The sequence below is a fragment of the Halobacillus amylolyticus genome (genome assembly GCF_022921115.1).
GTDB lineage: Bacteria > Bacillota > Bacilli > Bacillales > Halobacillaceae > Halobacillus_A > Halobacillus_A amylolyticus.
This window is the reverse complement of the sequence record NZ_CP095075.1, coordinates 3126884-3147241: the sequence shown is the minus strand read 5'-3', so window position 1 is coordinate 3147241 and position 20358 is coordinate 3126884. Positions and strand designations below refer to the sequence as shown.

Genomic DNA, 20358 nt, shown 5'->3' with positions numbered 1-20358 from the left:
CTATAGCATAATTGTGATTTTATGACCTAGAAACAAAGTCATAAAGAGGAAGCCAGCCTGGTCTATCCCCTCGTATTGCATAAAATCATGGCTAACAAAAAAGAGGCAAAGCTCTTGAAGAGTCTGCCTCTACTCACTAAGATTCTAATAAAATTCCTTTTTCTGCAAGTTCTTTTTCCACATCATCTAAAGCCTCAATATGATCAGCTGAAATGGTATGTGTATGGATCCCACTTGTTAGTTCCAGTAAAAACGATGCGTTCGTCGAATTTACTTGCTCAATAAAACGCTGAATGTCTCGGCGACTCGAAATATTTAACCGCGCTGTCAAGTCACCATAAACCGGGTGCTCCACCACCACATCTTCTATTTTCACACCGTGATCTACCAGGATCGTCAGCTCTTCCTCCGTCTGCTCCGCGGAATGCCGGCATACAATCGTCCGCTTACATGCCGATTCAGGGTGCACTGTTGTTAAGTAAACATATCCTTGACTTGTTGCTACAATTGGCTCCCCACTAGCTTTGATAAGCGATACATCCCCTACAATAACTTGCCTGGTCACATTCATTTCTTTCGCTATAGAACTTCCTGTAATCGGCTCATTCTGCTCTTTTAATAAAGTCAGGATCTGTTGTCTCCGTTCGTTTGCTTTCATCTTTGATTCACCCAATGTTAACGACTCCCTCGTACCATGATCATATACCCTATTTTATCATAATTGTAAGTCAGGAGAGAGGGTTTTCTCTCGTATGCTCTATGTCAGTATAACGTCAATAGCAACCCGAATATAACAGAAAGGTGCCCTCGCTCGGACGCTTTTCTCTATGAATAAGTATATCCGTTTAACTTCCATTGTTCGATAGAAAACGTACTTGACCCTAGGGAGGTGAATAAGACGGATTCATCCTCTATCTGAGGGAAGATACGTGATGTAAATACTTCTTCACCTTCGTTAACGAAAATCTCAAGTGTAGAGTGATCAATAAACAGCCGCAATTGCTTTAACTCATTGCTAATTTTAACTCGGCGAAATTCTGTTTTGTCCTTGTTTTCTAAATGGGGTCTTGATAGTGTAAGCACACCATTCTTTTTCTGATAGTTAAAGGCAGCATAGTGGAATAATTCAACAGCAAATTGTTCTTCAATATTTTCGAACTCAATGTTCACTTCTATTGATTTTCCGCCAATACCGCGAATCCCTTTTTGATCATTTTCAATCGTTATATCGGAATGAAGGAGGATAGAGTCTCTCATTTCTTTCAGTTCTTCCAAAGGTTTTTGCACGATTTGAGATCCATTCCATATCAGCTCTCTTGGTATCGTTAAACAATGCACCCACTTATTTCTGATGGTGGGATGTGCTTGCTCATATTGGTCAGAAACACCTAACCAGCCAATAAGGATACGGCGTCCTTTTTCATCTAAGGTTGTTTGAGGAGCATAAAATTCAAATCCGCGGTCAAGTTCCTTAAACACACCATGATTAAAATCAGGCTGCTGATAATCCAGCCTTCCTGTGAAGTAACCGCTTTGATACGTATTGGCATAGTTCATTCCTTTTTCCTCTAATCCCTGGGGAGATACCATTAAAATACCTTGCTCATTCAATTCAAAAAAATCCGGGCATTCCCACATGTAACCAAATTCACCGAGTCCATTCTCATACGCGCCTGCCATATTTCCAACCAATTCCCACTCTGTCAGGTTATCAGATTGGAACAAAACCGCTTTTCCAAGCAGATCCTTACTTTGCGCACCAATCACCATATACCAGCTGTGGCCTTTTCTCCACACTTTCGGGTCACGAAAATTAGCAGTATAGCCGTCTGGCAAATGAACAACTGGTCCTTTTTTTTCAAAATGAATTCCATCTGTTGAAACCGCTAAACATTGATGGGCTTCTCTCTCGCCCTTTTCATTCATCACATTCCCTGTATAAAAAAGATACAATGTGTGATCATGGACGACTGCACTCCCTGAATAACAACCGTTTTTATCAAACCAACTGGATGGTGCCAGAGCAATGGGCTGCTGCTCCCAATTCACGAAATCTGTTGATGTATAGTGCCCCCAGAACTTGTCCCCATGGTCTGTTTTAAACGGCATCCATTGATAAAAAAGATGAAAAACACCGTTCCATTGGACGAGACCATTCGGATCGTTCAATAATCCGACAGGCGGCATGTGATGAAAGTTAGGCCTGTACTGATCTGAATGAACCAGTTCCCTGTTTTCTTCCACGGCAGTTTCTGCCTTGTTGCGTAATTCAATATCTCTATTAGACATTTACTTCCCTCCACCTTCTTATACCTTACTGTTCTGGCTACTGTTTAGCCGCCTTTCCTGCAATTATACCTTTTTTCTATCATTGGTTTCTAGCAAAAATAAGCCCAGAGTAATCACTCTGGGCAGCTTGTAGAGGAACCCCTTGTTTTTTTCTCTACAAGCATTATTTGTGTGTACGTACGGGCAAATACCACTCGCTCTCCGCGGACGAACACCCGAGCCTCCTCGTGAAACCACACTCCGGGGTCTCGATCGCTCGTTTTTCCGCAGGAGTCTCACAGTATTCGCCCTCCCGTAAGCGAAAAAGACTCTCCTTCCCCTAACTGACCCTAGCTAGGTTAAGGCAATCTTCTTTATTTTCAGACAAGCAACCGTCAGCAGCAACTGTTCTTGGCTTTTCTTCGCAAAGACTAGGAGCGCCTCAACCAATTCTTTTAAATCCCTTCCTTCAACTTTGCGATGAATCCATTTCCTTTTTATTTTGTCGATCTCTTCTTGAGGCCGTTTTATAAAGAAATGTTGGTTTTTAAAACAATAAATTTAAGCAGAATCCGGGAGCCATTGATACACACGAAAACGCACGCGAGAAAAGCGAGACCCCGCAGAACGAAACGACATTGGAGTTCGAGGAGGCTCACTGGCTGCCCGTGGAAAGCGAAGTGTGTAGCAACGGCGGACCCAGATAGCAACAATCTAAAATACTCTACAAGGTTCTATTTCTAGAATAGGAAATGAGAGGCGTTGGAGAAAAGAACCAAAAAATAGGACTGTCGAAAGTCATCACTCTAGACTTATTGTTTTCCCACTATCTTATTTCGTCTTCACTGTCATGATATGTGTATCGCCGGCAGCTGCCGTATCACTGTATGATGGCTCAAAATGATCTACAACATCCTCAAAATTAGTAATAATGACTGGTGTCGTCGTGCTCTTAGCCTTTTCACTAACAAGGACAGGGTCAAAGGTCACTAAAGAATCTCCCACTTGTACGTCATCGCCAGCCTTCACGTGCCCTTCAAATCCTTCGCCTTCCATTGAAACCGTTTCGAGTCCGATATGAACGAGTACTTCTATACCCGATTTTGTCTTAATGCCAACCGCATGCTTCGTCGGAAAAACCTGAATAATTTCTCCTGCGACAGGACTGACTACTTTACCATCTGTTGGTTCAATAGCTACCCCGTCCCCCATCATTCTTTGACTGAAGACAGGATCTGGAACGTCATCTAAGGGAACAACCTTTCCTGACAATGGAGCAACGAACTGTTCTTCTGTACTTTTATTTCCACCAAATAACTTTTTTAACATGGAATCATTCCTCTCTTTTAAAAAAAGCTATTCTTACTTTTCCCTTGATTCCCTGCAGTAAACTTAAATGTTATGTAAATCTGGCACTGCAAAATTTCTTAAGGCTTGCGCATGTCATTCCATACTAAGAAGTCGATTTTTACATGAATAGTGCAGGATAGGACAAACTGTGAAAAAGCAACAAAATAAAGGAGGATCCATATGAGTAAAAACTTCAAAGAGTGGACAAAGCCAGAACCAATGTGGAGGAAGAATACGAAGCTTGACAGTTTCCCGGTGCTCAAGGAATCGACAGCGACAACAGTCACGATTGTAGGTGGGGGGATTACAGGAATTACAACGGCCTACATGCTTGCTAAAGAGGGGAAAAAGGTTACCCTCATTGAAGCAGATGAACTATTGAATGGAACAACTGGCCATACAACAGCGAAAGTAACAGCTCAGCATGGTCTTATTTATCATGAACTCATTAAGCATTTTGGCGAAGAGGGAGCGGCTCTTTATTTCAAAGCACAAGAAGACGCCATGGCCACCATTGAAAAGCACATTAATGATCATTCGATAAACTGTAATTGGCAGCGTGAAGATGCCTATCTATTCGCGACAACAGAGCAAGGTGCCAAAAAGCTTGAAAGGGAACAGAAAGCGTATGGGCGGCTGGAAATTGCGGGGGAACATTTTGACGATCTTCCTTTCGACACGGAAACAACAAGGGTCCTGTGTATGCGTAATCAAGCACATTTTCATCCATTACGTTATTTGGCCTATCTCCTTAATGAAATCATCGAGCTAGGCGGTGAAATTTACGAACATACGAAAGCTGTGGATGTTAAAGAAGGAAAGCAAGTCGAAGTTGAGACGGGAGAGGGCCACACGATTACCTCTGATTACCTTATCACATGTTCACACTTCCCTTTTTACGATAAAGGGATGTACTTCAGCCGGATGTATGCTGAACGCTCCTACGTAATCGCCATCGAGCCTGAAAAAGAATGGACAAACGGGATGTATTTATCCATCGATGAACCTAAACGATCCATTCGATCTGCTGTATTTGATGACAAGGAAATTTTGTTGATTGGCGGCGAGAGTCATCGTACGGGTGAAGGAAACGATATGTCTTTTCACTACAAAGCGCTTGAAGAATATGCAGCGCGCACATTCGGGGTCAAAAATAAATTATTCCAGTGGTCAACCCAGGACTTAACGACATTAGATAAAGTTCCTTATATTGGACCGATGACGATGAATAACGATCGAATTTTTGTAGCGACAGGGTTTAGAAAATGGGGTATGACGAACAGCGCAGTTGCTGGTCAATTACTTACTGATTATGTAATGGGGCGAGAGTCCAAATATCATTCTGTCTTTTCACCTGCACGATTTAAAGCGGATCCGAGCATTAAGCATTTTCTTACCAATAATATGAATGTGGCTGCACATTTAGTCGAAGGAAAAGTAGAGCTTGTAGATAAGGGACCTGCCACCTTAGAAGAAGGTCAAGGAACCATCGTACAGTGGGAAGGCAAACGGGCAGGTGCTTATAAAGATGATAAAGGAGAGCTCCATCTTCTCGATACAACTTGTACACACTTGGGTTGCGAAGTGGAATGGAACAGTGGCGAGCATACATGGGATTGCCCTTGCCACGGTTCCCGTTTCTCATATGACGGAGCCGTTATGGAAGGACCGGCAAAACGCCCCCTTGAAAAAATCGAATTTAATGACAGTGAGGAAGTTCCCATGATTCCTGATGATCCGGAAGCTTTTGAAGAATCCACTGATCATCAATAGGAGTAAGGAGCGCTTATTTGGCGCTCTTTTTTTGTTTAGTAAACATTTTTAACAAAGGAAACAAAGATTCATTTTGGAGCTTGAATAGTATCTTTTAATTTATAAACCCTTTTTCTTTCCAATTTTTATTTAATTGGCTAGAATAGCTTAAGTAGATAAACAGGATCACGAAAGGGTTATGCTTAATGTTGGATGATAATAAGCTCGGTGTAATATATACAGCAGGTGCATATATTTTATGGGGGTTTTTACCCATATACTGGAAATTGATACAAGAGATCCCCGCCTTTGAAATATTAGCTCACCGCATCGTTTGGTCTTTCGTATTTATGATGGGTATTGTGCTCATTCTAAAAAAATGGAAACCATTTGTCGATGAGTCGAAACGGATTTGGGCTGATAAAAAAAGTTTGATCGGGGTTAAGCTTGCTTCGATTACGATTAGTATTAACTGGCTTGCATACATATGGGCAGTCAACAATAATCACGTAGTTGAGGCCAGTCTTGGCTACTATATCAACCCACTAGTCAGTATTCTGCTTGGAATGATCGTTTTAAAAGAAACGTTTTCAAAACCACAATGGCTCGCTTTCATTTTAGCGGCCAGTGGCGTGATTTACATGACCGTACATTTCGGTTCCGTGCCGTGGATCGCCTTACTACTGGCATTGAGCTTCGGGGCTTACGGTTTACTGAAAAAACTCGTTTCATTGAATGCGATGTTTGGCTTAACGGTTGAGACACTAATCGTTTCCCCCATAGCACTCACTTATCTTTTGCGTGTTCAAGGACCGCCTCCGGATATCGACTTCTGGTCAATAACGACACTAATCGTATTTGGATCAGGGGTCGCTACGGCTATTCCGCTACTGCTGTTCTCAGCAGGTGCCAAGCGAATACCGCTCTCAATGGTAGGCTTTCTACAATACTTCGCTCCTACGATCATGCTGTTTCTCGGCGTCTTTCTTTATAATGAACCATTTACAGAGGTGCACCTTGTATCCTTTACGTTAATTTGGGCGGGACTTGCCGTATATACAGTTTCTAGAATGAAACGGTTGCGCAGATATGAAGGTAAAACAGCTCAATGAAATTGGAGGCTAGGACATAAGTAAAGCAATGATGTCAAAGAACGAACGATAAAAAATGAATAGTATAAACGCAGATAATTAGCGTAGTCAAAATACGTAGACTCCTGCGGGAACAGCGCGAGCCAAAGATCCCGCAGGAAAGCGAAGTGTTTTGACGGAGCGATGGTAGAAATCCTTCCTTGGCGCACAAATAACCCGAATAGATTTCACTAGAATTTGTCCCAGCCTCTTTTACTTCTCGCAGAATTTCTTCAAGCTCTTAAGTGGGATGCTATATCATATCCAGAAAGGAAGGCACTTTCAAATCGGGTTCGCCCCGCTTGGTCATCTGCTCGCAGGAAAGCGTCTCCGACAGCAAATATTCTCCCTTCTTTATCTAACTGTAAAAAGGATTGAGGATACGTGTCAGCTGATTGCGCGTAACGCCATGTTTCCAGTTGCTGAGAAACGAGAGTTTGAAAATCTAGATAGGATGCCGTCTTGTTTCTCACCAATTCGAGGATATCCTTTTCCTCGTCATGGTTCACAGACCAGTCGGCCGTCATATAAATACTAACGATCGCCTCTGATGAAATCCCTTTCTTTTGATGATCGACCATCCGCTCCACCCCTAAAGGCAGATTTTTATCCATGTGGCCGTTTTCTGGAAAAACGGTAGGCTGATCAAACTGAAAAAGCCCTACATATGTAGATTTGTACGTAAGCGCCCTTAACGCATGTTGCGCTGTGTGCGCAACACGGACGGGGCTGTTGGCAAGAAGGCTCAAGGTTTGAGGAGCAGGCATTGTACATATTACCTGTTCACTTTCGTAGACCCTTCCCTCTTCATCACCTAATAAAAAATAGGAGCCCTGATCATTTATATACGATACGTTTCTTGAAAGGAATAGCGGCAGATTTGCGGCTAAACACCTTGAGAATTCCTGCATTCCAGCTACTGAGGTATACCGCGGATAATCCTCGCCAAACCACTGCTTCACCCAGCCTTTTTCCAGCCAATCTTGAACTTCTTGGTTAAGTTCATCCGATCGAACAGTGAAAAACTGTGCACCATAATCTACTTTACCTTTAGAAAATTTCCTTGTCGCAAGCCTGCCTCCTACACGCGGATCTTTTTCCAAAAGGAGTACCTTGGAATTGGATTGATGTAGTTTTTGTGCCGCAATAATCCCCGATAAACCCGATCCAATAATTGCAACATCATACCTATGCATAATTGATTTTCCTCCTTGTTTATGAAAAAAGACTGACCACCTGATTAAATTTATTTTATTCAGTCTGTTCCATTCCTTTCTGCAAATGTGCGATTTCTCCCCTCCTTTTCATTGATATGAATCCTCTCCTCATTTATTTCTTTAAACCTGAACCGCATAGTGATAGGACAGTAACATCATCTTTATTTAAAAAGTTTCCCCTATATTTTTTGAATGCGGCATACGTAGCGGCCGTTGTCGGTTCCACATAAAAACCCTTCCTAGCTAGCTCCTGTATTGCTGAATCAATTTGAGCCTCTGGTGCTGTAATGATCGTACCCTCTGTATCTTTTACAGCAGAAATGACTTGTTGCCCCCTAGCTGGATTTGCGATCGCAATTCCTTCCGCTTGGGTGCCAATATTTTCAACAGCAGAAATGGCCTTGTTTTGATGAAAGGCCTTGGCGATAGGTGCGCAAGGCTCAGCTTGAACAGCAATGATCTTAGGAACCCTCTTGATCATTCCAGCTTGTTTTAGGTTCTTGAAGCCAATATAAGCTCCTAATAGCAGTGTCCCATTCCCAACTGGAAGAATTAATGTATCTGGCGCACAAAAGTTGTGTTGTTCCCATATTTCAAAAGCAAACGTCTTCGTCCCTTCGTAAAAGTAGGGATTATACACGTGGCTCGCATAAAAAAGCTTTTCCTTTTTAACATGAGCTATGGCGGCTCGCGCTGTATCTTCACGCGAACCAGTAATTTTGTGCAATTCAGCCCCATGTGCCTTAATTTGAGCGATTTTCTTTTCAGAAGTGGAGGCCGGAACATAGATGTGACAATCGATATTCGCCCGAGCACAGTAGGCAGCGATCGATGTCCCCGCATTTCCGCTGCTATCAGCGATCACTGATGTCACTCCAAGTTCTTTAGCCTTCGCTATTAAAACAGCTGCTCCTCTATCCTTAAAGGAACCCGTAGGCATAAGATAGTCCATTTTCATCAGAATGTTAGGATTGCGTCCATCAAGGCTGACGAGTGGGGTCATCCCCTCTCCAAGTGTGATGGCAGAGGGGGGTTCCTGATCCTCGAATGGTAGTGCTTCCTGATACCTCCACATAGATGGACCGCGACCTTTAATCTTCTCTATAGGAAATTCGACATGGTATGGCTTTAGAGTAAAGATTCCTTTTTGGGGACGCCACTCTGATATAGAGGGTGTGTACTCTTCCCCTGTTCCTGAGTCTATAAATTTGTCTTTCATATACAGTTCTCCTCTCTCTTCTTTTTTCGATATGCCTCGTTCTAATTCCTTCATGACGGAGCGGGCGTCGGTTAATTTCTCCTAAGCGCTGATAAATCTCTCCTAAGCGCTGATAAATCTCTCCTAAGCGCTGATAAATCTCTCCTAAGCGCTGATAAATCTCTCCTAAGCGCTGATAAATCTCTCCTAAGCGCTGATAAATCTCTCCTAAGCGCTGATAAAAGAGCCATCCCAATATGGGATGGCTCTTTTATCTCTACGCTTTAACTTTCTTCTTTTTACGGAACTTACTTAATACTTCATAGGCTAGTGGCACAATAAGCAACGTTAACAACGTGGAACTTGTTAACCCTCCGATTACGGTAACCCCTAGTCCTTTACTAATAATTGATCCACCTTCAAGGCCTAAAGCCAATGGCAGCAAGGCACCGATCGTGGCAAGTGCAGTCATAAGGATCGGTCGCAGGCGTGTCATTCCGGCGTCTACTAATGCTTCTCTTGTCGTGTAGCCTTCTTTTTCTCTATGAATCACGCGGTCTATTAAAACAATCGCATTCGTCACGACAATTCCAATTAACATTAGGGCACCGATCATGGCGGAAATGCTAATCGTTTCTCCGCTAATAAGTAAGCCTAATACAGCACCAATAATTGTGAATGGTAACGAGAATAGAATGGCAAGCGGCGCCATGGCCCCGCCAAAGAAGATCACGAGCACGAGGTAGACGATCGCAATTGCTGCAAGCATCGCTAACCCTAGCTGGGTGAAGGATTCTTGAATATCCTCCGCGACTCCGCCCATGGTTACTTCCATGCCAGGCGGTAATTCAAGGTCGTCAATTTCACTTTGTACATCAGCAGACACAGCGCCGATATCGTCAGTGGTAATCTTGGCGCTGACACTGGCATAAACGCGTTCATTTTTTTTAGTGATGGTATCAGCTGTTGTTCCTTCCTCCACCTCAACCACTTCACTAATGGCAACAGATTGACCTGTCGGAGTTTGCAGTTCCTGGTCTGTTATATCATTAATGCCTGCATAATTGTCCTTCTCTACTTCAACATACACATTTAACTCTTCACCATCCTGTTTAATCGTTGTGAGTACAGGCTGTTCACCATTTTGACTCAACTCCATACCTAACTGACCTGCTGTTAATCCAAGTTCGCTTAATTTTCCATGATCAGCAACGAGTGTGTATTCCTCGTATGATTCAGATAGGCTTGAATCAATTCCTGTCAAATTCTCTTGTTTAGACAAAACGTTTTGAACATCTTCTACAACAGGTTCAATTTCGTCAATGCTATCTCCATAAACGAGAAGTTCGAGTGAACTACTTGAGCCTGTAGAAGAGAAGTCCTGGGATGACCATTCTCCTTTTTCAGTTGATTCTTGCAGGTGATCAATCACCATTTGACTTTCTGAGGAAAAGTTTTCGGTTTCACTATCATATTCCACAAAGAATACGGCTTGATTCGATGCACCGGGGCTCATCGGATTTTCCCCACCCACAGAATATTGAATCGTTTCTGCACCTTCTCTGCCTTCAAAATATTCTTGGGCATCAATGGCGGTATTTTCAACATCCTCAAGTGTCTGACCTGGCTCCGGACTATATGTGGCTATGATCATTTTCTGCTCTTGAGCAGGCAGGAAACTCACCCCTACCAACGGTACGAGAGCGACACTACCAACTAAAATCACTAATGCAATCATCGATGAAATAATTTTGTGATTTAACGTGCTATTTAGCAGTGCTCGATAAACTCTAACTAAACGTCCATCTTTATGATCGTGATCAACTTTTTTCATTTTACCTTGCTTCAATAATGAATGGGACATCATCGGCACAATAGTAATGGCTACAAGCAAGGAGGCAAGCAATGCGAAGACAACGGTTAAAGCAAACGGTAAAAAGATTTGCCCAACGGTTCCTTCTACTAGTCCTAGCGGTAAAAATACGGCAATCGTCACAATCGTCGAGGATAGGATCGGCATAAACATTTCGCGTGTAGCGGAGCGAACAAGGTCTTTGCCTCTTAACTTTTCATCAGACAGTGACATTCGCCTGTATATATTCTCTACGACAACAATCGAATCATCTACTACCCTGCCTATAGCTACCGTCATGGCACCTAATGTCATAATATTTAATGTAATATCCATCTGCTTAAGAATGAGGACGGCTATTAATAAGGAAAGCGGAATCGATATCACAGAAATGACTGTTGTTCTGAAATTGCGCAAGAATAAGAGGATGACGATAACGGCGAATAATCCTCCAAACAGCGCCTTGTTCAACATCGTGCTAACCGATTCTTCAATCGGCTCTCCTTGGTCAAAAGAGTAAATAAATTCTGTTCCAGCGAGTTCTTCTTTTAATTCTGCCGTTTGTTCTTTTACTGAATTAACGACATCGACAGTATTAGCTTCTTGAGATTTTACGATTTGCAGGGAAATCGAATCTTCCCCATTAGTACGGGAAATAGACTCTGCCTGCCCGACAACTTCAATTTCGGCAAGTTCCTGAAGCTGGACAGTTGGGATTCCGGCCTCGGCTGCCTGTTCTGCCGTCATCGTTCCCCCAGATGCCTGCCCCTGTTCCGGAGCTTCTCCTTGGGAAGAAGGCTGGCCTTGTGGTGCTGCCGATCCCTGTGACGTAGGGATCGCAGGGATTTCTAGGTTTCTTAGATCCTCAACTGTTGTTAATTCCCCATCGATGACGACAGATTTTTGTGTATCTTCAAAAGTATATAACCCAAGCGGGATTGAAACATCCGAACCTTTGATTAAGTTCTGTACTGTCTCAACATTCATCCCACGCTCTTCTAAAGCAGCTTCGTCAAAATCGATCTGAACTTCCTGAACTTGCTGTCCTGACACTTGCACGTCAGCAACGCCTTCAATTCCTTCTAGTGAGGGTACAACCTGGTCTTCTACTGTTGTCGTCAGCTCATCTAAGGATTGCTCTTTATTGATCACACTTAAACTGACAACAGGAAAAGCACTAAAGTTCAACCGGCTGACAGTAGGATCCTGGGCAGAATCCGGTAAATTAACCTGGCCAACTGCGTCCTTCAACTCATCTTCTGCCTCATCCAAGTTTTTATCAAATCCATATTCCAGCGTAAGTGTAGAAGCATTTTGATAAGATGTAGAACTGACCGTTTTCAATCCACTTAAATTAGCCACCTGTTGTTCTAAGGGTTCCGATATATTCTCAGCCACTTCTTCAGGTGTGGCTCCTGGATAAACGGTAGATACCGTAATAATCGGCGGTTCGATATCTGGAATTGTTTCTAGTTTCATATTTAAACCTGAATATAAACCTGCTATGGTTATAATAATAGTCATTAACCAAACTGCAAACTTGTTGTTCATAGAAAAATTTATAATTTGCTTCACACTATTCCCCTCCTGATTGACCAGATAGTCATAACAGATTATAATATAAATGACTGACCGGTCAAAAGTCAAGAGGTACATTTTTTATTTTACAATTTAAGGGGTAAACAACATGGAAGATAAAAGTATATTCATCATCGAACAGGCAATTAAACTTTTTGCTAAAAAGGGCTTTAGTGCAACCTCTGTCCAGGAGATCGCCAATGAATGCGGCATATCCAAAGGAGCATTTTATTTACACTTTAAGTCGAAGGACGCCCTTTTATTAGACATTTTTTACCATTACTCCAGACAAATTCAGGTGAAAACAGATGAAATTCAAGCTAAGGATTTGAATCCGCGGGAGAAGTTTATTAAAAACCTTTCCGTCACATTTAAAGAAATCATCGAACATCGTGAATTTATTATTATGCAAATACGCGAGCAGGCGATTCCGTTTAATGATGATATTGAAAAATTCCTGCAGCATATGAGATTTAACTCCTATCATTTTTATAAAAAAAACCTTATGGATATCTATGGGAAGGACATAAAAGAGTGTGTATGGGAAATTACGCTTCTTCTTCAGGGGGTATTTAAAACGTATATCGATTTGATCATTATTGAGAATGTTAAATTTGATATTGAAAACCTTTGCGAAGGGATGCTAAAGCGAGTTGACTTTCTAGTAGAGGGATTCAACCGCAGTAATGACCAACCAGTCATCACAGAAAAAATCATGAGTGAAATTATTCCAAGGGACTACTATTCTCAACAATTAGATCAAATTGTAGAAGGTTTGCAAGAAAGACAGACATCCTCTCCAAAGGATATTAAAGACACGATTGCGGTGATTCTTGAAGAACTTAAAAGTTCCGAACCTCGTCTTGCTGTCATTAAAGGTATGCTGACAAACCTTGAAGAAGAACATGACTTTCAGCAAGTCGTTGGACAAATTCGTTCTTTTTTCCAAATCTAATAACCGCTAGAATACGCTTAACACATCTAGCGGTTATTAAATTCTTCCATTTGCTCTGCTTCAACGATTTCATCAAGAATCGGATACACCGACTCAACGCCCTTTTGTGCAACTAGACAAGCGACGCCTAATGTTGTTGACCAAAAGGAGTCAGGGATATAGGGATTTTTCAAGCCAGCGGGTTGGAACAGCGAGCGGTAAATTCGATTCAAATGCTGCTCTGTCGTTTGTGCATCGCTTTCACGTTCACCCCGTGCTAACAAAAATACATAGCGCATCGACTGAAACAAATTATCGCCAGGCATAAAGGTATATTCTTTGAAGAATTTCAGCTGCTTCTCTGTTTCCTGTTTTAGACCCGACTTAACAGCTAAGTCATCCAAGTGTTCATGCAAGTGGCGATACACTTGCTGAAAGATTCTGCGCTTCTCCTCTTGCATGACTTTATCTGTGTAAATGCTTTGTAGTTTTGCAAAAGCTTCTTCTTTCGTCCATGTCACTATAACCACCTCTATAGTCTTCATTCTATATGAGAGGCCCTTACTCCTTCCCTAAGCCAAAGTTCTTCGCTTCCCCTTCCACAGACCCATAAAGTTCTGGAACATCTGCAGAATGCTCCTTTAACAAATCAGGAAGATGGGGGATAATTTTATTCCATACCATCGGATTGGCCGCCATCGACTGAAAGAGGGCTTCTTCGTTTTTAGACCATGATCTCATTGACTGAATGTAATCAAGGGTCAGGCGGTAGCCAGGCATAAGCCGGTCATCTCGTTTCACCTTAAATTCAGCCATGACTTCTTTCCAGGGTGTTCCCTCTTCATACTTCTGCATCGCCTCAGCTAACAAAAAGGATTGCATGAAGGCATCATTGATACCAAGTCCCGTGCTCGGATCTTTACTATGGGCCGCATCGCCAATTAGGATCCATCCTTTTCCTGAAGGCTCACGGAAGAAATTCGGCACACCTGGCGTGCCAATAATCTTCCCTTGGAGTGACGCGTGCTTTAACCGTCGCTCCATCCCATAAAATGTTTGGTAGGTTTCCTCAAACTTTGCTGGGTTTTTAGCAAATTCCTTAAATTCTTCTGGATGTACTTCAAGACCTAAACATTCGACCCCAGGTTCCATCGGAAATAGGAAGCCGATTCGGCCTTCATTAAGGAAGATCTCTGTCGTCGGTTCGATTAACGGCTCTATCCCGTGATAATAACCGTAGAATACGGGGCGAAGCGGGGAATGTGCCCCGTATTTTCCTGCCTGAACCCACTCAGCAATATTTGAATGCTTTCCATCAGCCCCCACCACAAGCGAAGCATGGATCGTCTTGGTTTCCCCTCTGCTATCGACCGCTTCAACTCCGCTTACTTGGTCTTTATCATAAAACAGTTCTCTTACAGACCATCCTGATAAGAACTCGACCCTATCATAACTGCAGGCTTTGGACAGAAGAACGTGATCTAAATGACTGCGTCTTGGAATAATCGTATAGGAATCTCTCGGGCCCTCTACAAAACTATCACCAATATATGTACGCATTCTATTAATTTTCCGCAACCCCTTTGCTTCGACCTCTTCCAATACACCCAGTTTCGCAAGGTAATGGACATGTGACATATGGTGTGTAGATAGTGTATCACTCGGAAAAGATGCCTTATCAATCAGCAGCACCCGCTTCCCTATTTCTCCAAGTAAGATCGCCAGACTTGATCCTGCCACTCTCGCTCCTACAATCACAACATCCACATATTCTTCCATCTCCCTGCACATCCTTCGCTCCCTATTTTCTTTAGCGTAACGTTTTTTCACAAAAACAGCTAGTTAGGAGTTTGAGGGGTGGGTTGCAGTGAATTAATTGCATGAAATAACGTATAATTGCACGGAATTATCATTTATTGCACATAAAACAGCATAATTGCACGAGATGATAACATAATTGCATATTTCGACTCCTGCACTAAAAAAGACTCCCATCGTGGGAGCCTTTTCGTCTATTCAAACTTCTTTTCTTGTTCTATATTATGATTTTGGTCCATGATAAGCACTCGGCTAGGCTTATCGTTCTCCGCTAATTCAGTTGCCTTCTCGACCGCTGTATCCCGCTCATCATATAAATCAGTCGGCGCGACATCTTCAATTTTCACTAACCAGCCTGTCACATCTTTATTTGGTACAACACTGTATTCCTTCATCAATTATCTCTCCTCTATTCATTGTTCTACAATGAGTCTTCCCACTATGAAATCGCCTCAAACATTCCGGTTCATTATCAAAAATAGTTTGACAATACTACATTCTCCTTTTATAATTCGAAACATACATTTAAAAAGTAAGTGAACTGAATATCTCTTATCGAGAGTGGCAGAGGGACTAGGCCCTGTGATGCCCGGCAACCTTCAAGCAATCGGCTTGAAAAGGTGCTAATTCCTACAGATCGAATCTGGATCTGACAGATAAGAGGAGGAATCGATACATACGCCCTCTTCTTACTAAAGAAGAGGGCTTTTTATATGGAAATCATTTTGAAGGAGGGATGAAGCATGTCATTGCAAAACCCTACTGAACAGCAACAGACAACAGCAAAAGTTTCGATTGGAAACTTTACATTTGAATCTGGTGAGACACTTCCTCAAGTGGAGCTGGCTTTTGAGCACTACGGTCCTAGGAACGCCCCCGTCATTCTACTTTGCCATGCCTTAACCGGAAATCAGTACGCTATTGGTTCTAAAGAAAGTCCCGGCTGGTGGGCTGGTCTTGTCGGGGAGCAATGTCCGATTGATACTACCCGGTTTCAAGTGATCACATTCAACGTCCTTGGAGGATGCCACGGGTCAACTGGGCCTGCAAGTATAAATCCTGAGACTGGTGAGTTGTACCGCCTGGATTTTCCAAACGTAACGATCCGCGACATGGTTCACGCCCAACACAGAGCACTTGAAAAGTTAGGGATTACCAAACTTCATGCCGTGGCGGGGGGATCGCTTGGGGGGATGCAAACACTTGAATGGGGAATGCTTTATCCAGAATTTATGAAGCAGCTCTACGTTTTAGCCGCCACCCCCTATTTAAGTGATTACGGGATTGCCTTTAACCATATTGGGGCAAGGGCTATCCAGGATGATCCAGCCTACAATGACGGAGATTATAGATCTAATGACGAGTTGCACGGCTTTGAAATTGCCCGAATGACCGGCATGGTTACGTACAGAAGCGGTCCTCTTTTTCAAAAACGATTTGCACGGGAGCAGGGGGATGCTCTTTACTCGATCCAGTCCTATTTAAATTATCAAGGTGAAAAAATAAAGCAGCGTTTTGATGCGAATAGCTATCTCTATTTGCTAGAAGCCATGAACAACCATGATATTAGAAGAGGACGCGGTAACTTACAGGAAACGGCTGAGAATTATAAACCGCACCTCTATACCGTAAGCTTTGAACACGACCTTCTCTATCCAAAAGAACTGATTCAGCCCTTTAGTGAATATGCCTCAGACAGTGAGCATTATCATGTACAAACAGACTATGGACATGATGGATTTCTTGTGGAATTTTCAGAATGGGGGGCGTGGCTTGGTGATAAATTGAACGAGGGAGTGAATGAAGGTTGACGATTAAAGTAGCGATTCTAGGATTTGGAACAGTCGGACAGGGCGTTTATCAAATTCTGCAAAATAAACAGAAACAGCTAACCCAATTAACAGGAGAATCAGTACAGTTATGTGGTGTCCTCGTTCAAAACAAAGCGAAGGAACGCATTCTGCCTGATTCTGTTCTTATAACCGATCAATTTGATGCGATTCTTGCACAAGAACCTGATGTAATCTTTGAGGCTATTGTTGGTGAACAGCCTAGCTTTTCCTATTTAACAAAAGCCATCGACAAGCGAATTCACGTCATTACAGCAAACAAAGTAATGTTTGCCAAACACGGCACTCATTTGTTAGATAAAGCCGCAAACCATGTAGGCATTGGCTATGAAGCAACAACAGCCTCTGGCACCCCCATCATTAGCATGATCACTAAGCTTCTGCAGGTCAATTCAGTAACAAAAATTGAGGCCATTTTGAATGGAACTAGTAACTTTATCCTCTCTTCCATGCAGAACGAAGGAAAAAGTCTCAATACCGCACTAACAGAAGCGCAGGCACAAGGATTTGCTGAGGCTGATCCAACGAACGATATTGAAGGCTATGATGCTTTTTACAAACTGATGATTCTTAGTCAACTCATCTATAAAAGACAACCAAACTGGGCCGATGTCCCATGTGAAGGGATAACTAACGTCACAACTGAAGATTTAACCTCCGCTAAAACCAGCGGGCAGAAAATACGTCACATCGCTGCGATTGAAGAAAAAAATGGTGAACTATATGCCAGTATAAAACCCCAAGCCTTACCGCCAACACATGGGCTTCACTCTGTTGACGGGGTTGATAATGCTATTCATCTTATCAGTGATTTAGCAGGTCCCTTGACATTAAGAGGGCCTGGTGCCGGTAAATTGTCGACAGCGAGTGCGATGGTGGAAGATTTTGTTCATATTCTTCAGTCCTATCCAGTAAAACTACTTCAATATTAAGCAACAAAAGCAGGAGCGCTCCATAGACACGAGAGGTGATGTTCGACTATGTTCGAAACATCTTATTTCAACGTCTTCGTGGCCCCACATCCTGTGAGGCCACGGAGACGATTGTCTTATGTCTCAAGTGTCCGGGCACTGTATAGTTTCCTAAGTTAAAAAAGAGCCTTTAACTAGAGTGATAGTTAAAGGCTCCTTTTATTTATTTGCTAGTTCACTTACTGTTACAAAACTGTACCCTCGCTCGGATAAATCCGCAAGTATCATCTTCAGTGCGTTCGGTGTGGTTGAATGAAGATCGCTTAACACAATAATCGATCCATCCTCCACGTTAGAAGTCACATAATGGGCAATTTCTGATGCATTCGTTAGATTCCAATCCTGGGTCGGGGTAATCGTTGATGAAACGACATCAAAATAGGGTTCATAAGCTTCCGAGAGACCTTCACCAAATGGAAGACGGACAAGGTTTGTTGTTATCCCTGTTACCTCTTGAATGACATTTTGTGTATCAACCAGCTGTTGCTTAATCTCGCTATCTGAAAGCCGATCAAAGCTTGAATGATCCCATGTGTGGTTACCGATCTCATGACCTTGTTCAGCTACTTCTCTTACCGTTTCAGGATAATGTTTGATTCGCTTTCCAATCATAAAAAAGGTAGCCTTCGCATCATATTCTGCCAACACATCTAAAACAAGTGGTGTTCTCTTTTTATGAGGACCATTATCAAAAGTGATGGCGACAAGTTTCTCAGTCATCTCTTGTGTAGGTTCTTCCTTCATTTTGATGGGTGGATAAGATGTTGTATCATTGTCTTGCAATTGAGGTCTCATTTTCTTGGCATACTTTGGCAACAAAACATCTTTGAGTGCACTCTTATCAATAGAGACCTCTGATTTTTCTGTAGCCAGTTTCTTTTGATCTTCTCCAGTTATATATACAACGAGAGAGTCACCCATTAAAGCTAGTTCTTCAAAGTTGCTCGGGTCAGCCTCGAATTCCTTTTGTGTTTCAAGTCGCTGGTTAGTTTCCTTGGCTAAGACCCCTAAATAGTTTGTATCCCTTTTAAATAGGTTCTTAAGATCTAAACGTTTTCCGCTTGATTTATTAAAATTCATAACTGTGCGGGTAACATCAATTTGATCTTGCCCGATATCTGTCTTCTCTACAAATCGGACAACAAATACTTCGTCGTCCTGATAAAGAACTTCGTAATCAATATGCAGTTCGTGAGCTGAATTATTTTCGCTATTGATGACAACTTCATAGCTTTTCTTTTTAAATGAGTCCTTCTTCTGATTCACATAATCTATAATAATCTGGTCAATTTGATCATTTGGTGTTTGCGGATAATGAATCGTAATTTGATAATTCTCGTATTCTTCAATCTCACTTTCCATCATTACCTCATAGTGGTTGGATGACGCTGAGCTTACTTTATCCGATCTCTCATTTGCATCCGCTATAAAAAAGGAACAAGCCGTCAATATCAACAATAAACTAAGGAGTGCTATATATACATTTAATCGCTTCATAACCTTCCCTCTTTACCCGTAATAAATTCACACCTTAGTGTAACATAAACGTAATAATTAATTAATATATTTGTTATGTTCCATTTATTCAGTTAATTTAGAGGCTCGTACGAATATCCCATAATTCTGGAAAGAAACGGTGATCGAGTACCTTCTTCAAATAGCTAACCCCCGAAGAGCCGCCCGTCCCTGATTTGTGGCCGATAATCCGTTCAACTGTCTTCATATGTCTGAAACGCCACTGTTGGAACCAATCCTCTATATCTACCAATTTCTCTCCAAGCTGGTAAAGGTCCCAGTATTTATCTACATCTTTATACACTTCCTGCCAGGCAGTCTCAACACTTGAATCGGATTGATAAATAGTTGTAAAGTCCCTGTTTATGAGATCCTTATTAATTTCGAACCCAGCTTCATCCAGCTTTTCAATTGCTGCATCATATATACCGGGTGCTTCATAAGCGCTTCGAAGTTCCTTATGAAGCTCAGGGTCCTTTTCATAAATTTTCAAAACGTGTGGCGTCTTGTATCCTAAGGCAAATTCAACCATACGATATTGGTAGGATTGAAAACCCGATGCTTGACCTAAATCGTCACGGAACTGGACATATTCAGCCGGTGTCAGGGTCGAGAGAACATCCCATGCATGGATGATTTGTGTTTGGATCTTTGATACTCTCGACAGCATTTTCAACGCTTCCTGTATATCCCCCTCTCGGATCGTGTCAATTGCAGCCCTCAGTTCATGCAAAGTCAGCTTCATCCATAATTCACTCACTTGGTGTATGATTATGAACAGCATTTCATCATGATGTTTCGAAAGTCGATTTTGAGCAGAAAGTAGTTGATCCAGATTTAAATATTCCCCGTACGTCATATGTTCCTTAAACTCCGTATGTACATTCTCGGTTGTTTTAGAATCATGTTTGCTCATCCTAATTCC

16 protein-coding genes and 1 riboswitch are annotated in these 20358 nt (G+C 42.2%); of the genes, 5 read left to right on the top strand and 11 right to left on the bottom strand.

The features are described 5' to 3' along the window. Positions 1 to 136: 136 nt before the first annotated feature. The 3 genes from MUO15_RS16130 to MUO15_RS16120 all read right to left on the bottom strand — a co-directional run bounded on the left by MUO15_RS16130 (position 137) and on the right by MUO15_RS16120 (position 3597). Positions 137 to 658, bottom strand: a complete 522-nt coding sequence (locus tag MUO15_RS16130) for a transcription repressor NadR (RefSeq protein WP_396266357.1) — start codon at positions 656 to 658, stop codon at positions 137 to 139. 167 nt (positions 659 to 825) lie between these two features. Further along, positions 826 to 2289 (bottom strand): glycoside hydrolase family 32 protein, encoded by a 1464-nt coding sequence (locus MUO15_RS16125; protein ID WP_245030764.1) that lies wholly within the window; start codon positions 2287 to 2289, stop codon positions 826 to 828. Between the two features lie 810 nt (positions 2290 to 3099). After that, positions 3100 to 3597: a PTS sugar transporter subunit IIA gene (locus MUO15_RS16120; RefSeq protein WP_245030762.1), complete on the bottom strand. Its 498-nt coding sequence runs from the start codon at positions 3595 to 3597 to the stop codon at positions 3100 to 3102. Positions 3598 to 3798: 201 nt separating this feature from the next. On the opposite strand from MUO15_RS16120, the gene MUO15_RS16115 reads away from it, so the two are divergent. Beyond that, entirely contained in the window at positions 3799 to 5391 is a 1593-nt protein-coding gene (locus MUO15_RS16115; RefSeq protein WP_245030761.1) for an FAD-dependent oxidoreductase, read from the top strand. A 185-nt stretch (positions 5392 to 5576) separates the two neighbouring features. Continuing rightward, positions 5577 to 6482, top strand: coding sequence for an EamA family transporter RarD (rarD, locus tag MUO15_RS16110; protein ID WP_245030759.1), 906 nt, complete (start codon positions 5577 to 5579; stop codon positions 6480 to 6482). A 251-nt stretch (positions 6483 to 6733) separates the two neighbouring features. Here rarD and MUO15_RS16105 read toward each other — a convergent pair whose 3' ends face one another. From MUO15_RS16105 to MUO15_RS16095, 3 genes are all read right to left on the bottom strand, one after another. Further along, a complete protein-coding gene (locus MUO15_RS16105; protein WP_245030757.1) occupies positions 6734 to 7696 on the bottom strand; it encodes an NAD(P)/FAD-dependent oxidoreductase in 963 nt (320 codons plus the stop codon). Between the two features lie 133 nt (positions 7697 to 7829). Continuing rightward, on the bottom strand, positions 7830 to 8936 hold the full coding sequence (locus MUO15_RS16100) for a threonine synthase (protein WP_305853250.1): 1107 nt from the start codon (positions 8934 to 8936) through the stop codon (positions 7830 to 7832). A gap of 256 nt (positions 8937 to 9192) precedes the next feature. After that, entirely contained in the window at positions 9193 to 12342 is a 3150-nt protein-coding gene (locus MUO15_RS16095) for an efflux RND transporter permease subunit (RefSeq protein WP_245030755.1), read from the bottom strand. A 112-nt stretch (positions 12343 to 12454) separates the two neighbouring features. On the opposite strand from MUO15_RS16095, the gene MUO15_RS16090 reads away from it, so the two are divergent. Then, entirely contained in the window at positions 12455 to 13300 is an 846-nt protein-coding gene (locus MUO15_RS16090) for a TetR/AcrR family transcriptional regulator (RefSeq protein WP_245030753.1), read from the top strand. 26 nt (positions 13301 to 13326) lie between these two features. Here the strand turns inward: MUO15_RS16090 and MUO15_RS16085 are convergent, their stop codons facing one another. The 3 genes from MUO15_RS16085 to MUO15_RS16075 form a co-directional block, all read right to left on the bottom strand. Next, complete coding sequence (locus MUO15_RS16085; RefSeq protein ID WP_245030751.1) at positions 13327 to 13800, bottom strand: hypothetical protein; 474 nt, start codon at positions 13798 to 13800, stop codon at positions 13327 to 13329. 40 nt (positions 13801 to 13840) lie between these two features. Then, the gene (locus MUO15_RS16080) at positions 13841 to 15058 is read right to left on the bottom strand and encodes an NAD(P)/FAD-dependent oxidoreductase (RefSeq protein ID WP_245030749.1); all 1218 of its coding nucleotides are present in this window, start codon (positions 15056 to 15058) and stop codon (positions 13841 to 13843) included. Between the two features lie 233 nt (positions 15059 to 15291). Continuing rightward, entirely contained in the window at positions 15292 to 15492 is a 201-nt protein-coding gene (locus MUO15_RS16075) for a DUF2188 domain-containing protein (RefSeq protein WP_245030747.1), read from the bottom strand. A 154-nt stretch (positions 15493 to 15646) separates the two neighbouring features. Then, a riboswitch (SAM riboswitch) is annotated at positions 15647 to 15760 on the top strand. An 80-nt stretch (positions 15761 to 15840) separates the two neighbouring features. Between MUO15_RS16075 and metX the strand changes: the two genes are divergently transcribed. Beyond that, on the top strand, positions 15841 to 16908 hold the full coding sequence (gene metX / locus MUO15_RS16070) for a homoserine O-acetyltransferase MetX (RefSeq protein ID WP_245030745.1): 1068 nt from the start codon (positions 15841 to 15843) through the stop codon (positions 16906 to 16908). Further along, positions 16905 to 17879 (top strand): homoserine dehydrogenase, encoded by a 975-nt coding sequence (locus MUO15_RS16065; protein ID WP_245030744.1) that lies wholly within the window; start codon positions 16905 to 16907, stop codon positions 17877 to 17879. Before metX ends, MUO15_RS16065 begins: the two co-directional genes overlap by 4 nt. A 198-nt stretch (positions 17880 to 18077) precedes the next feature. Here MUO15_RS16065 and MUO15_RS16060 read toward each other — a convergent pair whose 3' ends face one another. Together MUO15_RS16060 and kynA are read right to left on the bottom strand one after the other, a co-directional pair. After that, complete coding sequence (locus MUO15_RS16060; protein ID WP_245030742.1) at positions 18078 to 19415, bottom strand: polysaccharide deacetylase family protein; 1338 nt, start codon at positions 19413 to 19415, stop codon at positions 18078 to 18080. A gap of 97 nt (positions 19416 to 19512) precedes the next feature. Next, positions 19513 to 20349 carry a tryptophan 2,3-dioxygenase gene (gene kynA, locus MUO15_RS16055; protein ID WP_245030740.1) on the bottom strand — a complete coding sequence of 279 codons (837 nt, stop codon included), beginning with the start codon at positions 20347 to 20349 and terminating at the stop codon, positions 19513 to 19515. Positions 20350 to 20358 lie beyond the last annotated feature (9 nt).

Coding starts and splice junctions, on each gene's coding strand:
- MUO15_RS16130 (WP_396266357.1), bottom strand. CDS start 658: ATGAAAGCAAACGAACGGAGACAACAGATCCTGACTTTATTAAAAGAG.
- MUO15_RS16125 (WP_245030764.1), bottom strand. CDS start 2,289: ATGTCTAATAGAGATATTGAATTACGCAACAAGGCAGAAACTGCCGTG.
- MUO15_RS16120 (WP_245030762.1), bottom strand. CDS start 3,597: ATGTTAAAAAAGTTATTTGGTGGAAATAAAAGTACAGAAGAACAGTTC.
- MUO15_RS16115 (WP_245030761.1), top strand. CDS start 3,799: ATGAGTAAAAACTTCAAAGAGTGGACAAAGCCAGAACCAATGTGGAGG.
- rarD (WP_245030759.1), top strand. CDS start 5,577: ATGTTGGATGATAATAAGCTCGGTGTAATATATACAGCAGGTGCATAT.
- MUO15_RS16105 (WP_245030757.1), bottom strand. CDS start 7,696: ATGCATAGGTATGATGTTGCAATTATTGGATCGGGTTTATCGGGGATT.
- MUO15_RS16100 (WP_305853250.1), bottom strand. CDS start 8,936: ATGAAAGACAAATTTATAGACTCAGGAACAGGGGAAGAGTACACACCC.
- MUO15_RS16090 (WP_245030753.1), top strand. CDS start 12,455: ATGGAAGATAAAAGTATATTCATCATCGAACAGGCAATTAAACTTTTT.
- MUO15_RS16080 (WP_245030749.1), bottom strand. CDS start 15,058: ATGGAAGAATATGTGGATGTTGTGATTGTAGGAGCGAGAGTGGCAGGA.
- MUO15_RS16075 (WP_245030747.1), bottom strand. CDS start 15,492: ATGAAGGAATACAGTGTTGTACCAAATAAAGATGTGACAGGCTGGTTA.
- metX (WP_245030745.1), top strand. CDS start 15,841: ATGTCATTGCAAAACCCTACTGAACAGCAACAGACAACAGCAAAAGTT.
- MUO15_RS16060 (WP_245030742.1), bottom strand. CDS start 19,415: ATGAAGCGATTAAATGTATATATAGCACTCCTTAGTTTATTGTTGATA.
- kynA (WP_245030740.1), bottom strand. CDS start 20,349: ATGAGCAAACATGATTCTAAAACAACCGAGAATGTACATACGGAGTTT.